At 69.8% G+C, this 14,728-nt stretch carries 10 protein-coding genes; 9 read left to right on the top strand and 1 reads right to left on the bottom strand.

Annotated features, from left to right (window positions below; translation table 11 throughout):
• Positions 1 to 16: 16 nt before the first annotated feature.
• The 9 genes from BKA05_RS04830 to BKA05_RS04870 all read left to right on the top strand — a co-directional run bounded on the left by BKA05_RS04830 (position 17) and on the right by BKA05_RS04870 (position 8,256).
• Positions 17 to 937 carry a LysR substrate-binding domain-containing protein gene (locus BKA05_RS04830; RefSeq protein WP_179530418.1) on the top strand — a complete coding sequence of 307 codons (921 nt, stop codon included), beginning with the start codon at positions 17 to 19 and terminating at the stop codon, positions 935 to 937.
• On the top strand, positions 934 to 2,037 hold the full coding sequence (locus BKA05_RS04835; protein WP_179530419.1) for an enolase C-terminal domain-like protein: 1,104 nt from the start codon (positions 934 to 936) through the stop codon (positions 2,035 to 2,037). Before BKA05_RS04830 ends, BKA05_RS04835 begins: the two co-directional genes overlap by 4 nt.
• A 72-nt stretch (positions 2,038 to 2,109) precedes the next feature.
• A complete protein-coding gene (gene catA, locus BKA05_RS04840) occupies positions 2,110 to 2,961 on the top strand; it encodes a catechol 1,2-dioxygenase (RefSeq protein WP_179530420.1) in 852 nt (283 codons plus the stop codon).
• Positions 2,961 to 3,254 (top strand): muconolactone Delta-isomerase, encoded by a 294-nt coding sequence (gene catC / locus BKA05_RS04845; RefSeq protein ID WP_179530421.1) that lies wholly within the window; start codon positions 2,961 to 2,963, stop codon positions 3,252 to 3,254. The genes catA and catC overlap by 1 nt, the downstream gene beginning before the upstream one ends.
• Before the next feature lie 1,030 nt (positions 3,255 to 4,284).
• Positions 4,285 to 5,487 carry a thiolase family protein gene (locus BKA05_RS04850; RefSeq protein ID WP_179530422.1) on the top strand — a complete coding sequence of 401 codons (1,203 nt, stop codon included), beginning with the start codon at positions 4,285 to 4,287 and terminating at the stop codon, positions 5,485 to 5,487.
• A 1-nt stretch (position 5,488) separates the two neighbouring features.
• A complete protein-coding gene (locus BKA05_RS04855) occupies positions 5,489 to 6,184 on the top strand; it encodes a 3-oxoacid CoA-transferase subunit A (RefSeq protein WP_179530423.1) in 696 nt (231 codons plus the stop codon).
• Positions 6,184 to 6,846 (top strand): CoA-transferase, encoded by a 663-nt coding sequence (locus tag BKA05_RS04860; RefSeq protein WP_179530424.1) that lies wholly within the window; start codon positions 6,184 to 6,186, stop codon positions 6,844 to 6,846. Before BKA05_RS04855 ends, BKA05_RS04860 begins: the two co-directional genes overlap by 1 nt.
• A 596-nt stretch (positions 6,847 to 7,442) precedes the next feature.
• Positions 7,443 to 7,847 carry a hypothetical protein gene (locus BKA05_RS04865; RefSeq protein ID WP_179530425.1) on the top strand — a complete coding sequence of 135 codons (405 nt, stop codon included), beginning with the start codon at positions 7,443 to 7,445 and terminating at the stop codon, positions 7,845 to 7,847.
• Between the two features lie 43 nt (positions 7,848 to 7,890).
• A complete protein-coding gene (locus BKA05_RS04870; protein WP_343045777.1) occupies positions 7,891 to 8,256 on the top strand; it encodes a M48 family metalloprotease in 366 nt (121 codons plus the stop codon).
• Positions 8,257 to 8,742: 486 nt separating this feature from the next.
• On the opposite strand, the gene mobF is transcribed toward BKA05_RS04870, so the two are convergent.
• A complete protein-coding gene (mobF, locus tag BKA05_RS04875) occupies positions 8,743 to 14,649 on the bottom strand; it encodes a MobF family relaxase (RefSeq protein WP_179530427.1) in 5,907 nt (1,968 codons plus the stop codon).
• Positions 14,650 to 14,728: the final 79 nt, after the last annotated feature.

Raw genomic sequence — 14,728 nt, forward strand, 5'->3', positions numbered from 1 at the left:
AGACGAGAGCCCCGGTATGGAACTGCGTCACCTTCGGTACTTCACCGCTGTCGCCGAGACCTGTCACTTCGGACAGGCTGCGGAGCGACTGCTCATCGCTCAGCCCGCGCTCTCACAGGCGATCCGGTCCCTGGAGTCCGAGCTTGGCGTGACACTGTTGAACCGGACCACCCGTCACGTCGCGCTCACGCCTGCGGGCGAGTTCTTCCTCGAGGAGAGCCGGCGGATCTTGGCCGCTGTCGAGGACAGCATGCGGGGGGTGCGACGCCTAGCCGACGGCAAGCACGGTCTGGTCCGGCTGGGAACCGTCGGCACCGCGGCGATCTCTCACCTGCCTCATGTCGTCCGGACCCTCAGGCGCGAACTGCCCAACATCGCAATCGACGTACGCGGCGACTTCCTCACCCCCGAGCTGTGCGAAGGGTTGCGGACCGGAGCGATCGACATCGCACTGCTGCGCCCTCCGGTGGTGGGCGACGGTGTCGCGACCCACCTGATCGAGGAGGAGCCGCTGATACTGGCTCTTCCCCTGGACCACCGCCTCGTCGGCCACTCCGCCCCGCAACTCATCGACCTTCGCAACGAGGACTTCATCGGGTACGCCGGCCGGGACTCCGCGGTCAACCATGCGATCCTCCGCGCCTGCCGGGCAGCCGGATTCGTCCCCGATCGCGCCCATGAGGCGCCGGGGACGGCTGTCCTGCTGTCCTTGGTTGCTGCCGGCATGGGCATTGCCCTCGTACCGGCCTCAGCACGAGCGTTCCCGCTCGCCGGTGTGCGGTTCCGTGACATCGCCGACGCTGGGTCCATTGAGCTGACGCTCGGGTGGCGCGCCGAGGAACCGCGCCCTGTCGTCAGCGCCGTCGTGGGTGTCCTCGCGGCTGATCACGAGCTTGCGTGCCTGTCCAGCTCGTTCATCGACGAGGTCAGCCTGTGAAGATCGTCAAGGTTGAGGCGATTCCGTTCGCCATCCCGTATGTCAAGCCGCTGCGATTCGCCAGCGGCGAGGTGCACACAGCCGAACACGTCTTGGTGAAGATCCACACCGATGACGGTGTGGTCGGTGTGGGCGAGGCGCCGCCGCGGCCCTTCACCTACGGTGAGACGCAGGCGGGCATCGTGGCCGTCATCGAGACCATCTTCGCGCCGCAGCTGATCGGACTCACGCTCCTTGACCGGGAACGCGCCCAGCAGCGACTCCAGCGCACCGTTGGCAATCCTGCAGCGAAGTCCGCCATCGACATCGCCTTGTGGGACGCCCTCGGACGCACCCTGAATCAGCCGGTCACCGCACTGCTGGGCGGGTACACCGACCGCCTGCGCGTCTCACACATGCTCGGATTCGAAGAGCCAGCGAAGATGGTCGCCGAAGCCGAGCGGATGATCGAGACCCATGGGATCCGGACCTTCAAGGTCAAGGTTGGGCGGCAGCCCTACACCCTCGACACGGCCGTCGTCCGGACACTTCGCGAGCGCTTCGGCAACGAGATCGAACTCTACGTCGACGGCAACCGCGGCTGGAGCGCAACGGAGGCGCTCCAGGCGATGCGGGAGATGTCCGACCTCGGCCTGAGCTTCGCCGAGGAACTGTGCCCAGCTGATGACGTTCTCGGTCGGCGATGGTTGGTCGACCACCTCGACATCTCTTTCGTCGCCGACGAATCGGTTACCACCCCCGCCGAGGTCACCCGCGAGATCCTTGGCGGCTCCGCCACAGCCCTGAGCATCAAGTGCGCCAGGACTGGGTTCACCCAGAGCCAACGAGTTCATCACCTCGCCGAAGGACTCGGCCTCGAAGTCATCATGGGCAACCAGATCGACGGGCAGCTCGGCACCATGTGCACCGCCGCGTTCGGGGCGGCCTTCAGCCTGACCTCGCGCCGAGCAGCAGAGCTGTCGAACTTCCTCGACATGAGCGACGACCTCCTCACCGACCCCCTTGAGATTCATGACGGTGAGCTCGTCGTCCGTCAGGGCGCCGGACTCTCGGTGGAGATCGACGAATCGAAACTCACCTACTACCGGCTCGACCAGTAGCCAAGAACGGCCGGGCACCAGACTCCCTCTGGAACATCCGGAGGTCGCACCAACAGGAATGGAAGGAAGAACATGACCACAGTCGAGTCAGCCACCGCGTCGGCCTCCGGCGCAGCTGCAACCGATCGGTTCCAGGCGGACAAGTCCCCGTTCGCCGCAGTCAAGGACGTCCCCAAGGACCGAGTCGACACCCTGGCTCACGAGGTCCTCAGCGCTGTCCACGCCACTATCCGCAAGCACCAGGTCACCTACGACGAGTACAACGCACTCAAGGCGTGGCTGATCCAGGTCGGTGCCGACGGCGAGTGGCCGTTGTTCCTCGATGTCTTCGTCGAGCACGCAGTCGAGGAGGTGGCCACCGCTCACCGCAAGGGCAACAAGGGCACCATCGAAGGCCCCTACTACGTCCCGGGCGCGCCCGAGCGCGGCGCAGAAGGATCCACCCTCGAGCGGGAAGAGTCCGGCACGCCACTGGTCTGGGAAGGCGTCATCAGGTCCACCGACGGCACCCCCCTAGCCGGCGGCAAGGTCGACGTATGGCAGGACGACAACGCGGGCTTCTACTCCCAGTTCTCCGAGGGCCAGCCGGAGTGGAACCTCCGCGGCGTCTTCACCGTGGGGGACGATGGGAAGTTCCGCATCCACACCATCAAGCCCCAGCCGTACCAGATCCCACACGACGGCGCGACCGGTGCCCTGATCGAGGCCGCGGGCTGGCACGCCTGGCGACCGGCTCACATCCACGTCAAGGTCTCGGCCCCTGGCCACGAGCTGCTCACCGCCCAGCTCTACTTCCCCGGCGATGACCACAACAACGACGACATCGCGCAGGCCGTCAAGCCCGAACTCATGCTCGACCCCCAAGAGCAGCCCGACGGCAGCATTCTGGTCCAGTACGACGTCACGCTGGATCCCACCAGCTGATGCTCTATCACGTCCGCATGGACGTCCACCTGCCTCACGATCTTCCCGGTGACACCCGGGATCAGATCGTGAGGCAGGAGAGGGACTACGCCCAGCAGCTGCAGCGCGAAGGCAAGTGGATCCACCTGTGGCGCATCGTCGGCGAGTACTCGAACTACTCGGTCTTCGACGTCGATTCGAACGACGAGCTCCACGCCATCCTCTCCAACCTCCCCCTGTTCACCTACATGGAGGTACACGTGACCCCGTTGGCCGTGCACCCCTCAGACATCCACCAAAGCGCTTCCACCTGACCACACGGTGCCCCCCAACGTCACCGTGTTGCCCTTGGCTCGCTCCACGCCGTTGACCGGGTCGGCAGTGAGCTCGGCGACCTCTCGCGAGGCTGGCCATCGGCGTCCAGCGCCTTGCGCCAGCCTGCCTTGGGCAGACGTTCCGGCGCCTCGAGGACGGTCTTACGGTCGTAGACAGCCATCGAGGTTCCTCCGCACCGAGGTGTTGAGAAGTCGGTCATCAACGCATTGGCGCGCCCGAGCGCCCGCGATTCGGCATGCTCGTCAGCGGCACCGGTCGACTCGGGGGGCGTAACCGTCCAGCGCCGCACGCTGCCCATGAAAATGACGCCGAGGCGCTTTCATCCAACACATCAATGAATTGGCGCCCAGTTCGTCTTTGTGGTCGATAGAACGGAAGTCGTACGGTGAGGCGGGCGATTCCTTGGTTGGTTGTGGCAGGCACTCCCGGTCGGTATGGAAACGATGGCCGGGCGGCCGCGCTCGCTGGCCAGACCCTCAGGAAGGAGCGGGAACGACGATGATGCGACCACTTGACCGCACCACTGACTCCGACTTGCGGCCGAACCGGTGAGGATTACGCATGAATCCTTCTGCCAACGGGTCGTCCTCGACGCCGGTCGTGCGGCTGAGGCAGTGGTGGCTGAGGTTCGCGCGCTCGGTCGATCGAAGGTGTTGCTGATTTCCGCACGTCCTTGGCGTTCAACGCACCAAACGCCCTCGATGTCGAGCGACGAATCGCAGCGGCTCTCGGGGCGACCACCGCCGTCGACGGGCTCCTGGCGCTGCGGGACAGGCTCGACATCAGCGTCGGTCTTCCCAGAGCGCTCAAGGACTACGGCATGCCCGAACCGGCGTAGCGAGAGCGCTAGGCCCAGCCAAGGCGGCCATCCCGATGAACAACCCCACCCCTGTCACTGATGAGAACCTCACCGCGCTGCTGCGCGGAGCCTGGGAAGGATCCCTGCCATGAGCACCGAGCACGCGAGTTCCGATCAGATCAGAACCCAGCCTCAGCGAGGGTATTGACATGCCTGCCTTCGCGTACGCGGCGACCCGCACACCCTTCGGCAAGCTCGGTGGCACGCTCGCCGGCGTCCGTCCTGACGACTTGGCTGCTGCGGCAGTCGCCGCGGTGCTCTCGGAGACCTCCATGGACCCGGCGGTGATCGATGACACGGCGTGGGGATGTGCCAACCAGGCTGGCGAGGACAACCGCAACGTCGGTCGGATGGGGCTGCTGCTCGCCGGTGTGCCGCCGTCGGTGCCGGCGACGACGGTCAATCGGTTGTGCGGCTCGAGCCTCGACGCGGTCATGATCGGCTCCCGCGCGATCGACACCGGCGAGGCCGACGTGATCTTGACCGGGGGTGTCGAATCGATGACGCGCGCGCCGTGGGTGCTGCCCAAGCCTAGCCGCCCCTTCCCAGCAGGCAACGAAACCCTGGTCTCGACCACGCTGGGCTGGCGGCTGGTCAACGAGAAGATGCCGAAGGAGTGGACCGTCGCCCTCGGCGAGGCCAACGAGCAGCTCCGGGAGCGCTTCGGCATCAGCCGCGAACGCCAAGACGAGTTCGCCGCCCGCTCCCACCAGCTCGCCAACGCCGCGTGGGAGGCCGGCTTCTACGACGCGCTCGTCACCCCGGTGACGCTGCCCAACGGCGAGACCTTCCGCCGCGACGAGGGCATCCGTCCCAGCTCGACGCCCGAAACCCTCGCCGCCCTCAAGCCGGTGTTCCGCAAGGACGGCACAATCACGGCCGGCAACGCCTCGCCGCTCAACGACGGCGCGTCCGCTGTGCTGCTGGGCTCCGAATCAGCCAGCACCAAGATCGGCCGTGACCCCATCGCCCGCATCGCCGGTCGCGGCGTCTTCGCCCTCGACCCACAGGACTTCGGCTATGCCCCGGTGGAGGCGGCCAACCGGGCACTCGCGGGCGCCGGCATCTCGTGGGGGGCTGTCGGTGCCGTCGAGCTCAACGAGGCTTTCGCGGTCCAGTCGCTAGCCTGCATCGACGCATGGCTCAAGGAGGGGCTGACCGATCCCGAACTCGTCAACAGCAAGGGCGGTGCGATCGCGATCGGCCACCCGCTCGGGGCCTCGGGGGGGCGCTTGATCGGCACGCTTGCCGCGGTCCTGCAGGAGAGGAAGGAGCGCTACGGCGTCGCCGCGATCTGCATCGGCGTCGGCCAGGCCCTCGCCGTCGTCCTCGAAAACCTCGAGGTCGCCTGACATGGCTCATGCCAGCATCTTGGCGACGACCGACCAGGCGGTCGCGGGCATCGAGGACGCCTCAACCATCCTTATCGGCGGCTTCGGTCTGGCCGGCATGCCCTTCGACCTGATCGACGCGCTGATCCGGCAGGGCGCCAAAGACCTCACGATCGTCGCCAACAACGCCGGCAACGCCGAGGTTGGGCTTGCGGCCCTGCTGAAGGCGAAACGAGTGCGGAAGATCCTCTGCTCCTTCCCTCGCCAAGTCGACTCCTACGTCTTCGACGAGCTCTACCGCGAGGGCAAGATCGAACTCGAGGTCGTGCCGCAGGGCAACCTCGCCGAGCGGATGCGCGCCGCCGGTGCCGGCATCGGCGCCTTCTTCAGTCCGACAGCCGTCGGCACGCCCCTGGCCGAGGGCAAGGAGGAGCGCACGATCGACGGCAAGCGTTACATCCTCGAGTACCCCATCCGAGGCGACTACGCGCTGATCAGCGCCCACCAGTCGGACGTCATGGGCAACCTCGTCTACCGCAAGACCGCCCGCAACTTCGGGCCGGTCATGGCCACCGCTGCTGCGACCACGATAGTGCAGGTCAACGAGATCGTCCCCACTGGCTACCTGGACCCGGAGAGAATCGTCACCCCGTCCATCTACGTCGACCGGGTCGTCCAGACCGAGGCCCGCCACTACACCGTCAAGGGAGCACGCTGATGACCGCTCAGACCAGCACCCGAGCACCGCTGACGATGGATCAACTCGCCGCAGTCATCGCCCACGACATCCCAGAAGGCTCCTACGTCAACCTCGGTATCGGCCAGCCGACGAAGATCGCCGATCACCTACCCAAGGACGAGAGCGGCAACGTCAACGTCATCCTCCACACCGAGAACGGCATGCTCGGCATGGGCCGCAAGGCCGAGGGCGCGGAGGTCGATGCGGACCTCACCAACGCCGGCAAGGTGCCCGTCGTCGAGACGCCGGGCTGCTCCTACTTCCACCACGCCGACTCGTTCGCGATGATGCGCGGCGGTCACCTCGACGTCTGCGTGCTGGGCGCCTTCCAGGTCGCAACCAACGGTGATCTCGCCAACTGGAGCACCGGAAAGTCCGGAGACATTCCGGCCGTCGGCGGCGCGATGGACCTCGCCATCGGCGCGAAGGACGTCTACGTGATGATGAGCCTCTTCACGAAGGACGGCACGCCGAAACTCGTCCAAGCCTGCACAATGCCGCTCACCGGCATCGGTTGCGTGAGCCGGGTATACACCGACTACGGCGTGGTCGACCTCGGCCCCGATGGGGCACGCATCCGGGAGACCTTTGGCATCACGCCCGACGAACTGTTCGCCAAGGTGGCCGCGTTTCAACGGTGACCGCGGTGCCGCGTGGATTGCTCCTGCTCCGACGGCCAGCGCGAGCCCGAGAACCGGGTGAGGCTGCCGGGTGCGGTGGAGCCGTGGCCGGCGGTAGCACTCATGAGCACCAGGCCCGCGAGCGCGGCGGCTAGGGCGAGATCAAGCGGCAGATCGCGGGACACGCCATCGGCCACGACCGCACGCTGACGCGCGCCGATCCGGCGAAGGCAAGCACTACTTCCTCGACTACCGTGGGGACTCGAACATCGCCGCGGACTGCTTCAACTACCCGCTCGACTTCCTGGCCGTGCGCAAAGCGCTCGCCAAGGTCATGCCGTCCCATAATGCAGATGAAGGAGCGGTCAGAGGCCATCGGCCGCGCGGCGGAGGACCGTGCGCCGGTGTCGACGACGCCGGCACTCGATGTGGGACTCGCTCCCGCCACGTCGAGATGACGCCGAAGCCTGCGCTCGGTGCTCGAATCGGCCTCAGAACGCCGCTGAGAGACCAGGAACCTTGCCTCACGGGCGCGGGGCGCCGGTGCGTTGTCTCAGAGCGATTCTGAGCGATCCCGCCCGCTATTGCCGTCAAGGCCTAGAGCCATGCCCGACCCCGTGGCTTACGCCCTCCTCATCGTCGCGGCGATCGCTTACCTGGGTGGCGCCGTCCTGATGATCGCGGCGCTGGCCAAGGTCCTGGTCGCCTGGTCGGACGGCTGGCGCACCCGCCGCGCCGCCGAGCCGGTCGACCAGGCGCTGCAGCAGCGGGCCGCCGCGGCGATGGCGACCGTCGCGGAGCTCGCGAACATCGCAGCGCCTGCCACCGACGTCGTCGCGATCCTCGGTGCGCCCACCGGCGACGCGGACCGCGTCGTGGGAGACGGCGGACTGGCGGTGACCCGTTTCCGAGCAGGACACCCGGCCACCGTGGTGTTCACACGAGCCGCACTCACCGGGCTCAGCTGCGCCGCGGAGCAGAGCCTGGCTGCCCACGAGCTCGCCCCACGTCATCCGACGTGATCGGATCTCGGCCGCGGCGCGCTACGCGTGGCTCCTCGGCTACCTGATGCTCGTGCTCGCCAGCGGCGGCAGCCTCACGGTCACGGCGCTCGCGGCTGCACCGCAGCTGGCCGGCCCGGCGATGCTGGCCACGATGACTGCCGCCGTAGCGTTCCTGGGCTTGCGCGTCGCCTTCGACCGGCGCGAAGAGATCGCCGCCGATCTGTTCGCCGTCGACCTGACGCGTGACCTGGACGCGGCCGCCGAGCTGATGCGGTTCTACGAGGACAACGTCGCCCGGCCGCTGCCTGATGGTGGTCTCGGCCGAGCGTGGGCGCGGCTCGAGCGACGCTGGTTCGCCACCCACCATGAGCCGCAGGCACGGCTCGCCGCCATGCGCCGCCATCTGGTCGACCAGGCGGCCGACTAGCCCTCGACGCCACCAGCACCACCGGCCACGGCCAGAGACCGCGGCTCAGGGGCTGTAGGACAGCACTCCCTCACGCGCGGGCGTCCGGATGATCCGCTCCCGCAAGGCCGGCGCCTAGCCGAGCTCGGTGACCCGATCGACTGCGGCCCGTGCAGTGGCGGCGGCCTCTGCGCGCGCCTGCTGCTGCTCTCGCCACGCCGCCTCGAAGACGTCCAGCGAGGGAGCGACCCAGCCCGGCGACGGCGCGGTCAGATGCACCGCCAGCCGGTGCCGCGGCAGGCCGGGGCGCCCTGCGGGCGCCCACCAGATCTACGTACGCGTCGACCACTCGTCCGGCGGGGTACCTGCGTAGCCGGCGGCGGCAAGGAACTGCCGCACCTGAGCGCGCGTCGCACCCCGGGGTCGCTTCGTGGCAGACATGACACCTTGATCGGCCGGGGGAGTGGGCGCCCAAGGCTACTGACCGAGGCCGGACAGTCCGGCCAGTCAGCGTCGCGGAGTGCCGCGCCGCGGCGGCCGCGGGCGGTTGACGTCCTGCCGGTCGCGCGCTGCTCCCTGCGACGTGGTCGGCGCCGGGGTGCTCTCGCCGGTGTCGATCGGGATCTCCAGACGGGAGACGATCCGGTGGCGAAGGTCGCGGGCGGGGCTGTCGCCCAGGGGCTTCTCGGCGACGATCGCGCGGGTCGCGGCGCCGACGTCGTGGCCTTGCTCGTGGGCCTGCTGCAGCATCGCTGCGGTGGCCGGCCAGTCGCCCTGCTCTAGCAGGCGCGGGTCGAGCTCGCGGGCCAGCGGCGCCCACCGCTCGGCGGGCGTCTTGTCGGCCGCGGCCGAGAGTCGGGCACGGATCTCGCTGCTCTTGTGCAGCTCGGCCAAGGCCGCCTTCCGCGGGTCGGCATCCCACGTCCTAACCGCGTCCCGCAGGTCCCGGCGGGCGTGCAGCTGGGAGAGCTGCAGCCGTGCCCGCACCTGGTTGGCGCCCGGCTCCCAGGCCAGGCTGGGACGTGCCGAGATGACCCGCATGGCGGCCACCCGTGCCTGCTCGGCGCCGAGGTTGTCGAGGCGTTCGGTGAGGAGGTGGTCGCCCAGGGACCGGAAGGCGGGCTGGCCGCTGGCCACCGCGGCGGTGAGCGCGGCTGGGCCGCGCTGAGCGAGCAGGTCGGCGGGGTCGAGTCCGTCGGGGAACCGGGCGTAGCCGGGGTCCAGGCCGTGCGGGGTGAGCATCCAGAAGTCGCGCTCGGCCGCGACCTGGCCCGCTAGGTCGGCGTCGGTGGCCACGATCGGGTCGCGGCCGACGGCGGCGAGCTGCGCGACCTGCTCATCGGTCAGTGACGTGCCGAGCGGGGCCACGCCGAGGTAGAGGCCGGCGCTGGCGATCGTGACGGCGACGGCGTCCATCGGGCCCTCGACGATCACCGGGACGGCACCCTCGGCGAGCAGCTCGTCGACGACGCCGAACAGCTGCGCGCCCTTGTGGAACAGCGGGGTGTCGGCGGTGTTGAGGTACTTCGGGCCGGCCTTGTCGGTGTCGGTGAGGTCGGGGCGGCGGCGGCCGACGAAGCCGAGCACTTCGCCCTGGTGGATCACCGGGAACATCACCCGGTCGCGGAACCGGTCGATGAGGCGGCCGGTGCTGGCCTCGGTGGCGACGCCGGTGGCAAGCATCTCTGCGTCACTGACGTCGCGGCCGCGGAGGTGGTCGACCAGGTTGGTCCACCCGGCCGGCGCCTGACCGGGGCGGAACCGCGCGTCGCCGGTGAGGTCGACGGCGAACCGGCCGGTGAGGTAGTCGCGGCCCCACGAGTCGGTGAACCGGGCCTCGAAGAAGGCCTGGGTGAGCTCGTTGATCTCGACCATGCGCTCACGCGTGACGGGGGAGGTGTGCCACTCGTCGGCGCGCTGGTACATGAGCCGGATGTCGGCGTCGGTGGGCTCCAGGCGGGTGCCGCCGAGGTCGCGGAGGTAGGCGGCCAGCGTCAGGTCGGACTCGATGTACTGGGCCTCGTCGACGTCGACCAGGTCGCCAGAGACGGCATCCACCACGTGCTCGTCGGCCGCGAGCTCGTCGTACGGGCCGGGGTCCTCGGCGAGCGGCCAGTCGGCCCAGTCGGGGTCGGCGGCGTGGTCGACGAGCGTTGCCGGGTCCGGCTCGATCCCGTCCCACAGGTCGGCGGGCGGCTCGTCGAAGTGGACATCGTGCGCGTGCTCGTCGGGGGCGGTCTCCAGCGCGATCGAGGTCCGCCAGACCAGCGCCTGGCACTCGTCGACGCCCTCCCAGCCGTCGCTCGGCATTGCCCGGCCGGCGCCCAGCAGGGCCTCGACCTGCCAGCCGCGCTGCAGGCCGTGGTCGACGTTCGCGACGAGCGCGGGCCACCAGGTGCTGGCCTGGATGCTCGCGGCGCGCTCGGGACCGAGCAGATCCGCGAGCCGAGGCGCCCAGTCGGTGGTGACGCTCTCGCCGTGGGAGCCGTCGCCGATCTGGGAGGCAACTGCCGGGGTGAGCTGACGGGCCATGCGCCACCAGATCGCGGCGGCGGCGTGCTCGTCGGGGAGCGGGCCGGCCGGGTGGTCGGGCGCGGTGGCGGTGCGCAGCAGCTCGTGGGCGGTGACGCTCGCGCGGGACATCGCGGCCAGCCGCTCGGCGAGCAGCGGGGTGAACTCGTGGTCGCGGACCTGCGGGGCGAGGGTGTAGAGCAGTTGGCGCCATTCCTTGAGTGCCGGCGTGTGGTCGCCGGTGACGGCGCGGTTGAGCCGCCGCTGGTAGGTGGAGGAGGCCTTCTGCAGCTGCGGTGCGCCGGTCGGTCGCCGGTCGTCGCCAGGGACCTGCATGGCTGCGCGCCAGACCTCGACGTTTGCGACCGTGGCGGCCTCGGGCCGGAGGCCGTTCTGTGCCCACGCCGGCAGTGCTGCCTGGTCGGTCGCCCGCGTTCGGACCTGGTCGGCGAGCTGCTCGACCAGGTGAGCGCGCTGGGAGAGGTAGGCGCCCCAGTGCGGGTCGTCGGCCAGGTGGGCCGGGACCGCGGGCATCCACGGCAGCGGCCCGGCGCCCGCGTTGCGCAGGCCGGAGGCGTCGAGGCGCCAGTCCAGAACCGCGGCGCGGTCGTGCGCGGTCTCCAGCTCCCGGTCGCCGGCGGCGGCCCGGAGGGCTTCGACGGGGTTCTCGCCGGCCGCGCCGAGCAGCAGCAGGTGGGCGCGCAGGGTGGGCCAGGCGGCCTCATCCGACAATCCGGGAGCCAGTGTCTCGACGGCGGTGTCCAGCGCGTCGACCACGGTGACCGTGGTGCCGTCGACGCCGGTCGTGGTCTCGTGGCGCAGCAGGTCCTCGGCGGCGACGTAGAGGCTGTCGAGGTAGCGCTGTGCGGCCTCGCCGAGCCGGGTGGCCGGGTCGGCCTGCTCGCGGATCAGGCTGGTCGCGGACCGCTGCGTGTTGTCGCGGCCCAGCATCGACTCGAGGATGTCGGTGGGGGTGAGCGGCCGGACCAGGGTCGGGTGGATCACCGAGTGCGGGTCGCCGTCGCCGACGACCTCGAGGTAGACGTGGTTGGCGTGCGCGCCGCGGGTCATCATCGTGTAGAGCTGCTGGCGCGACTCGGTGCCGGTGGCTAGGCCGTGCACGGTGTCGGCTGTGACGCCCTGGGCGGTGTGCACGGTGCACGCGTAGCCGAGCTCGGTGGAGCGGGAGACGTAGTCGGCGGGCAGCCGCACGGTGCGGCCGTGCTGGGTGTGCTGGACGGTCAGGTCGCCGCGGTCGTGGATCTCCAGGACGGTCCAGCGGTCGCCGTTCTTCACCCAGTCGGTGGCTGAGGTGCGCAGCCGGCGGTTGTTCTCGCGGGTGATGATCAGTTCGCCGATCGAGGCCTCGTTGCCGTCGGCGAGCCGGCGGACCGGGCCATTGGCGGCGACGTCGGTGGGGTTGATCCCCTCGAGTCGGTGGGCGCGGGCCTGCTGGTTCAGCTCGCTGACCAGGTCGCGGGTGGGGGCGAGCATGATCGAGTCGAGCCCGGCGGCGCGGTCGGCCTGCCAGGCGGCGAAGACGTCCTCGGTCATGGTGGCCAGGTCGCCGACGTGGACGCGGTCGCGGTCGAGGTAGAAGCCGAGTGCCTCGGGCTTGCCTTCGCGAAGCGCGAGCGATGCGGCGCCCTCGGCGGGGTCCTTGAACCGGACGAGCTCGGTCAGCTGCAGCCCGCCGTGGGTGGCGCGGATGTCGCGGAGCACGCCGCCGGCGCCGATCGCGGAGAGCTGCTGGTCGTCGCCGATCAGCCGGGCGCTGCCGCCGCGCTCGAGGATGTAGGAGACCGCCGCGTCCAGCGAGAGGGTGTCGGCCATGCCGGCCTCGTCGATGACCACGAGGGTGGAGGAGTCGATGCCGGCGACCCAGTCCGGCATAGCGGCTCCGGTCTCGCGGGCCTGCTCGAGGCAGTGGGTGAGCTTGGCCAGGGTGTCGGTCTGGGTGTCGATCTGGGAGCGCAGGGCGTCGGCGGCCGCGGCTGAGGGGGCCAGGCCGATGATGGTTCCGCCGCCGTCGGCCCAGGCGCTGGCCAGGGCTCGCATCGCGGTGGTCTTGCCCGATCCGGCCGGCGCGATCGCCAGCTGGAGCCGGGCGCCGGAGGTGGCCATCTCCCGGACCAGGGTGGCCTGTCCGGCGTTGAGGGTGATGTCGTTGGCGGTCGACTCCAGCAGTGCCAGGTCGACCGACGCGGCCTCGACGGCGTACCCGTCGTGGCGGCCGGCGGCGTCGACCAGGCGCTGCTCTGCGGCCAGCACCTTGCTCGAGGTGAACAGGTCGGCGCCGGCCTGGGTGTAGACCGAGGAGCCGTCGGCGCGGCGCAGCTCGGCCGGTTCGTTGATGGTGTCCCAGGGGCGGGCCATGCTCACCGAGTGGTCGTCGAGGACCTCGCTGACGAGCAGGTCGACGACCTGGGAGACCTGGTTGGTGGGCACATTGGCGGCCCGGACCTGCCGCTGGGCCTCGGCGTAGACGTGCCAGTACTGCCAGGTGCTGCGGCTGCCCTCCATCGTGGCCACGATGCGGTCGGTGGTCTTGGTGAACCAGGCTGAGTCGGCCAGGGAGCGGGCCGCGCCCTTGGGGTTGAGGGCGCCGTGGACCATTTGCTTGACCCGCTGCGGGGTGCCCAGCACCTCGACCGCCTCGCGGTGCCAGGCCTCGCGCTGCTCGGCCAGCGAGCGCGGCTCGTGCTTGGACTCGCGGGTCTCCAGCGTCGCCTGCTGGGACAGCTGGATGGTCTCGACCGGGGTCGGCGGACGGCCGTGGGTGGCCTGGAAGGCGGCCGCGAGGACCTTGCGGCGGTCCTCGACGTTGAGCCGGCGCTTGGAGAAGCGGCGGTTGAGGTTGGGGTCGACGCCGACGATCTCGCGGATCGGCCGCTTGCGGGCGTCCTCGTTCGGGCGCTCGGCGAACTGGACGCCGAGGGCGTCGACCAGGTGCCGCTCGAGTGCGGTGTTGTAGGTCTCCGAGGCCGAGACGACTGCCTTGTGCAGCGGTCGCCCGTCGATGGCTAGCCACTTGCCGTCGAGGGTCTGGACCTTGTTCGCCACGGCCACGTGGGTGTGTAGGTCGGGGTCTCCGGCGCGGGAGTCGCGGTGAGTGAATGCCGTGGCGATCAGGCCGCGGACGTCGACCTGGCGGACGCCGTTGGTGCCCTGGCGGGTGAACAGTGCCGTGGATTCGATGAAGTCCAGGGCGTCTTTGATCGCCGCATGGTGGGCCCGCTCGATCACCGCGGCGGTCTTGGGGTCGGCGATCGCCCACAGCACCGAGACGCTCTTGACCGGGGAGAAGGTCAGGTCGTAGCCGGCCACCGCGTTGGTCTTCGGGCGGGAGTGCTTGGCGATGGTGGCGGCGAGCTCGCGGGCGTCGGCCGGCTCGCGGCCGTGCTCGGCACGGAAGAACTCGGCGGCCACCTCGGTGCGGATCTTGGCCCGGTCGGCCGCGGGGACCGGCCAGTCCCCGGGTAGGCCGGCGGCTTCGTTCAGGGCCGCGATGCCCTTGGCGACCTCGATCCGGAACGGGCTGGTGTCGTTGTCGTAGACCTTGTACGGGGTGCCGAGGCGGATCGCGGTCTTGTAGTCGGCCTCGGTCGGCCGGGCGGCGTCGTCGCGGCCGATGCGCAGGTCCAGCTCCTTGGTGCGCTGGGTGGCCAGCGGGTGGTGGCCGGAGCCGAACAACGACTGCATGTGGTCGGCGGTGACGACGTCGCCGGCGTCGAGTCCCTCGATGCCCTCCATGCTCGAGCCGACCCACACGCCGGGCGTCTCGCCCTTCTCGGTGTAGTAGCTCGCAAGGCCGGTGTGGCCCTTGTCGGTGGCGTCCATCGCTGCGACCTGGCGGGTCAGGTAGTCGTACCCCGACCCGGCCGTCAGCTTGTGGAGGCTCATCGTCACGGTCACCTATGTGTGATCCGGCGGGCTGGGCGATCACTTCGGACCGGATTTCTGGGGTGTTCTTTCTATTCGG

Origin of the sequence: Nocardioides marinus, from assembly GCF_013408145.1 — a bacterium.
GTDB lineage: Bacteria > Actinomycetota > Actinomycetes > Propionibacteriales > Nocardioidaceae > Nocardioides > Nocardioides marinus.

Coding starts and splice junctions, on each gene's coding strand:
- BKA05_RS04830 (WP_179530418.1), top strand. CDS start 17: ATGGAACTGCGTCACCTTCGGTACTTCACCGCTGTCGCCGAGACCTGT.
- catA (WP_179530420.1), top strand. CDS start 2,110: ATGACCACAGTCGAGTCAGCCACCGCGTCGGCCTCCGGCGCAGCTGCA.
- catC (WP_179530421.1), top strand. CDS start 2,961: ATGCTCTATCACGTCCGCATGGACGTCCACCTGCCTCACGATCTTCCC.
- BKA05_RS04850 (WP_179530422.1), top strand. CDS start 4,285: ATGCCTGCCTTCGCGTACGCGGCGACCCGCACACCCTTCGGCAAGCTC.
- BKA05_RS04855 (WP_179530423.1), top strand. CDS start 5,489: ATGGCTCATGCCAGCATCTTGGCGACGACCGACCAGGCGGTCGCGGGC.
- BKA05_RS04860 (WP_179530424.1), top strand. CDS start 6,184: ATGACCGCTCAGACCAGCACCCGAGCACCGCTGACGATGGATCAACTC.
- mobF (WP_179530427.1), bottom strand. CDS start 14,649: ATGAGCCTCCACAAGCTGACGGCCGGGTCGGGGTACGACTACCTGACC.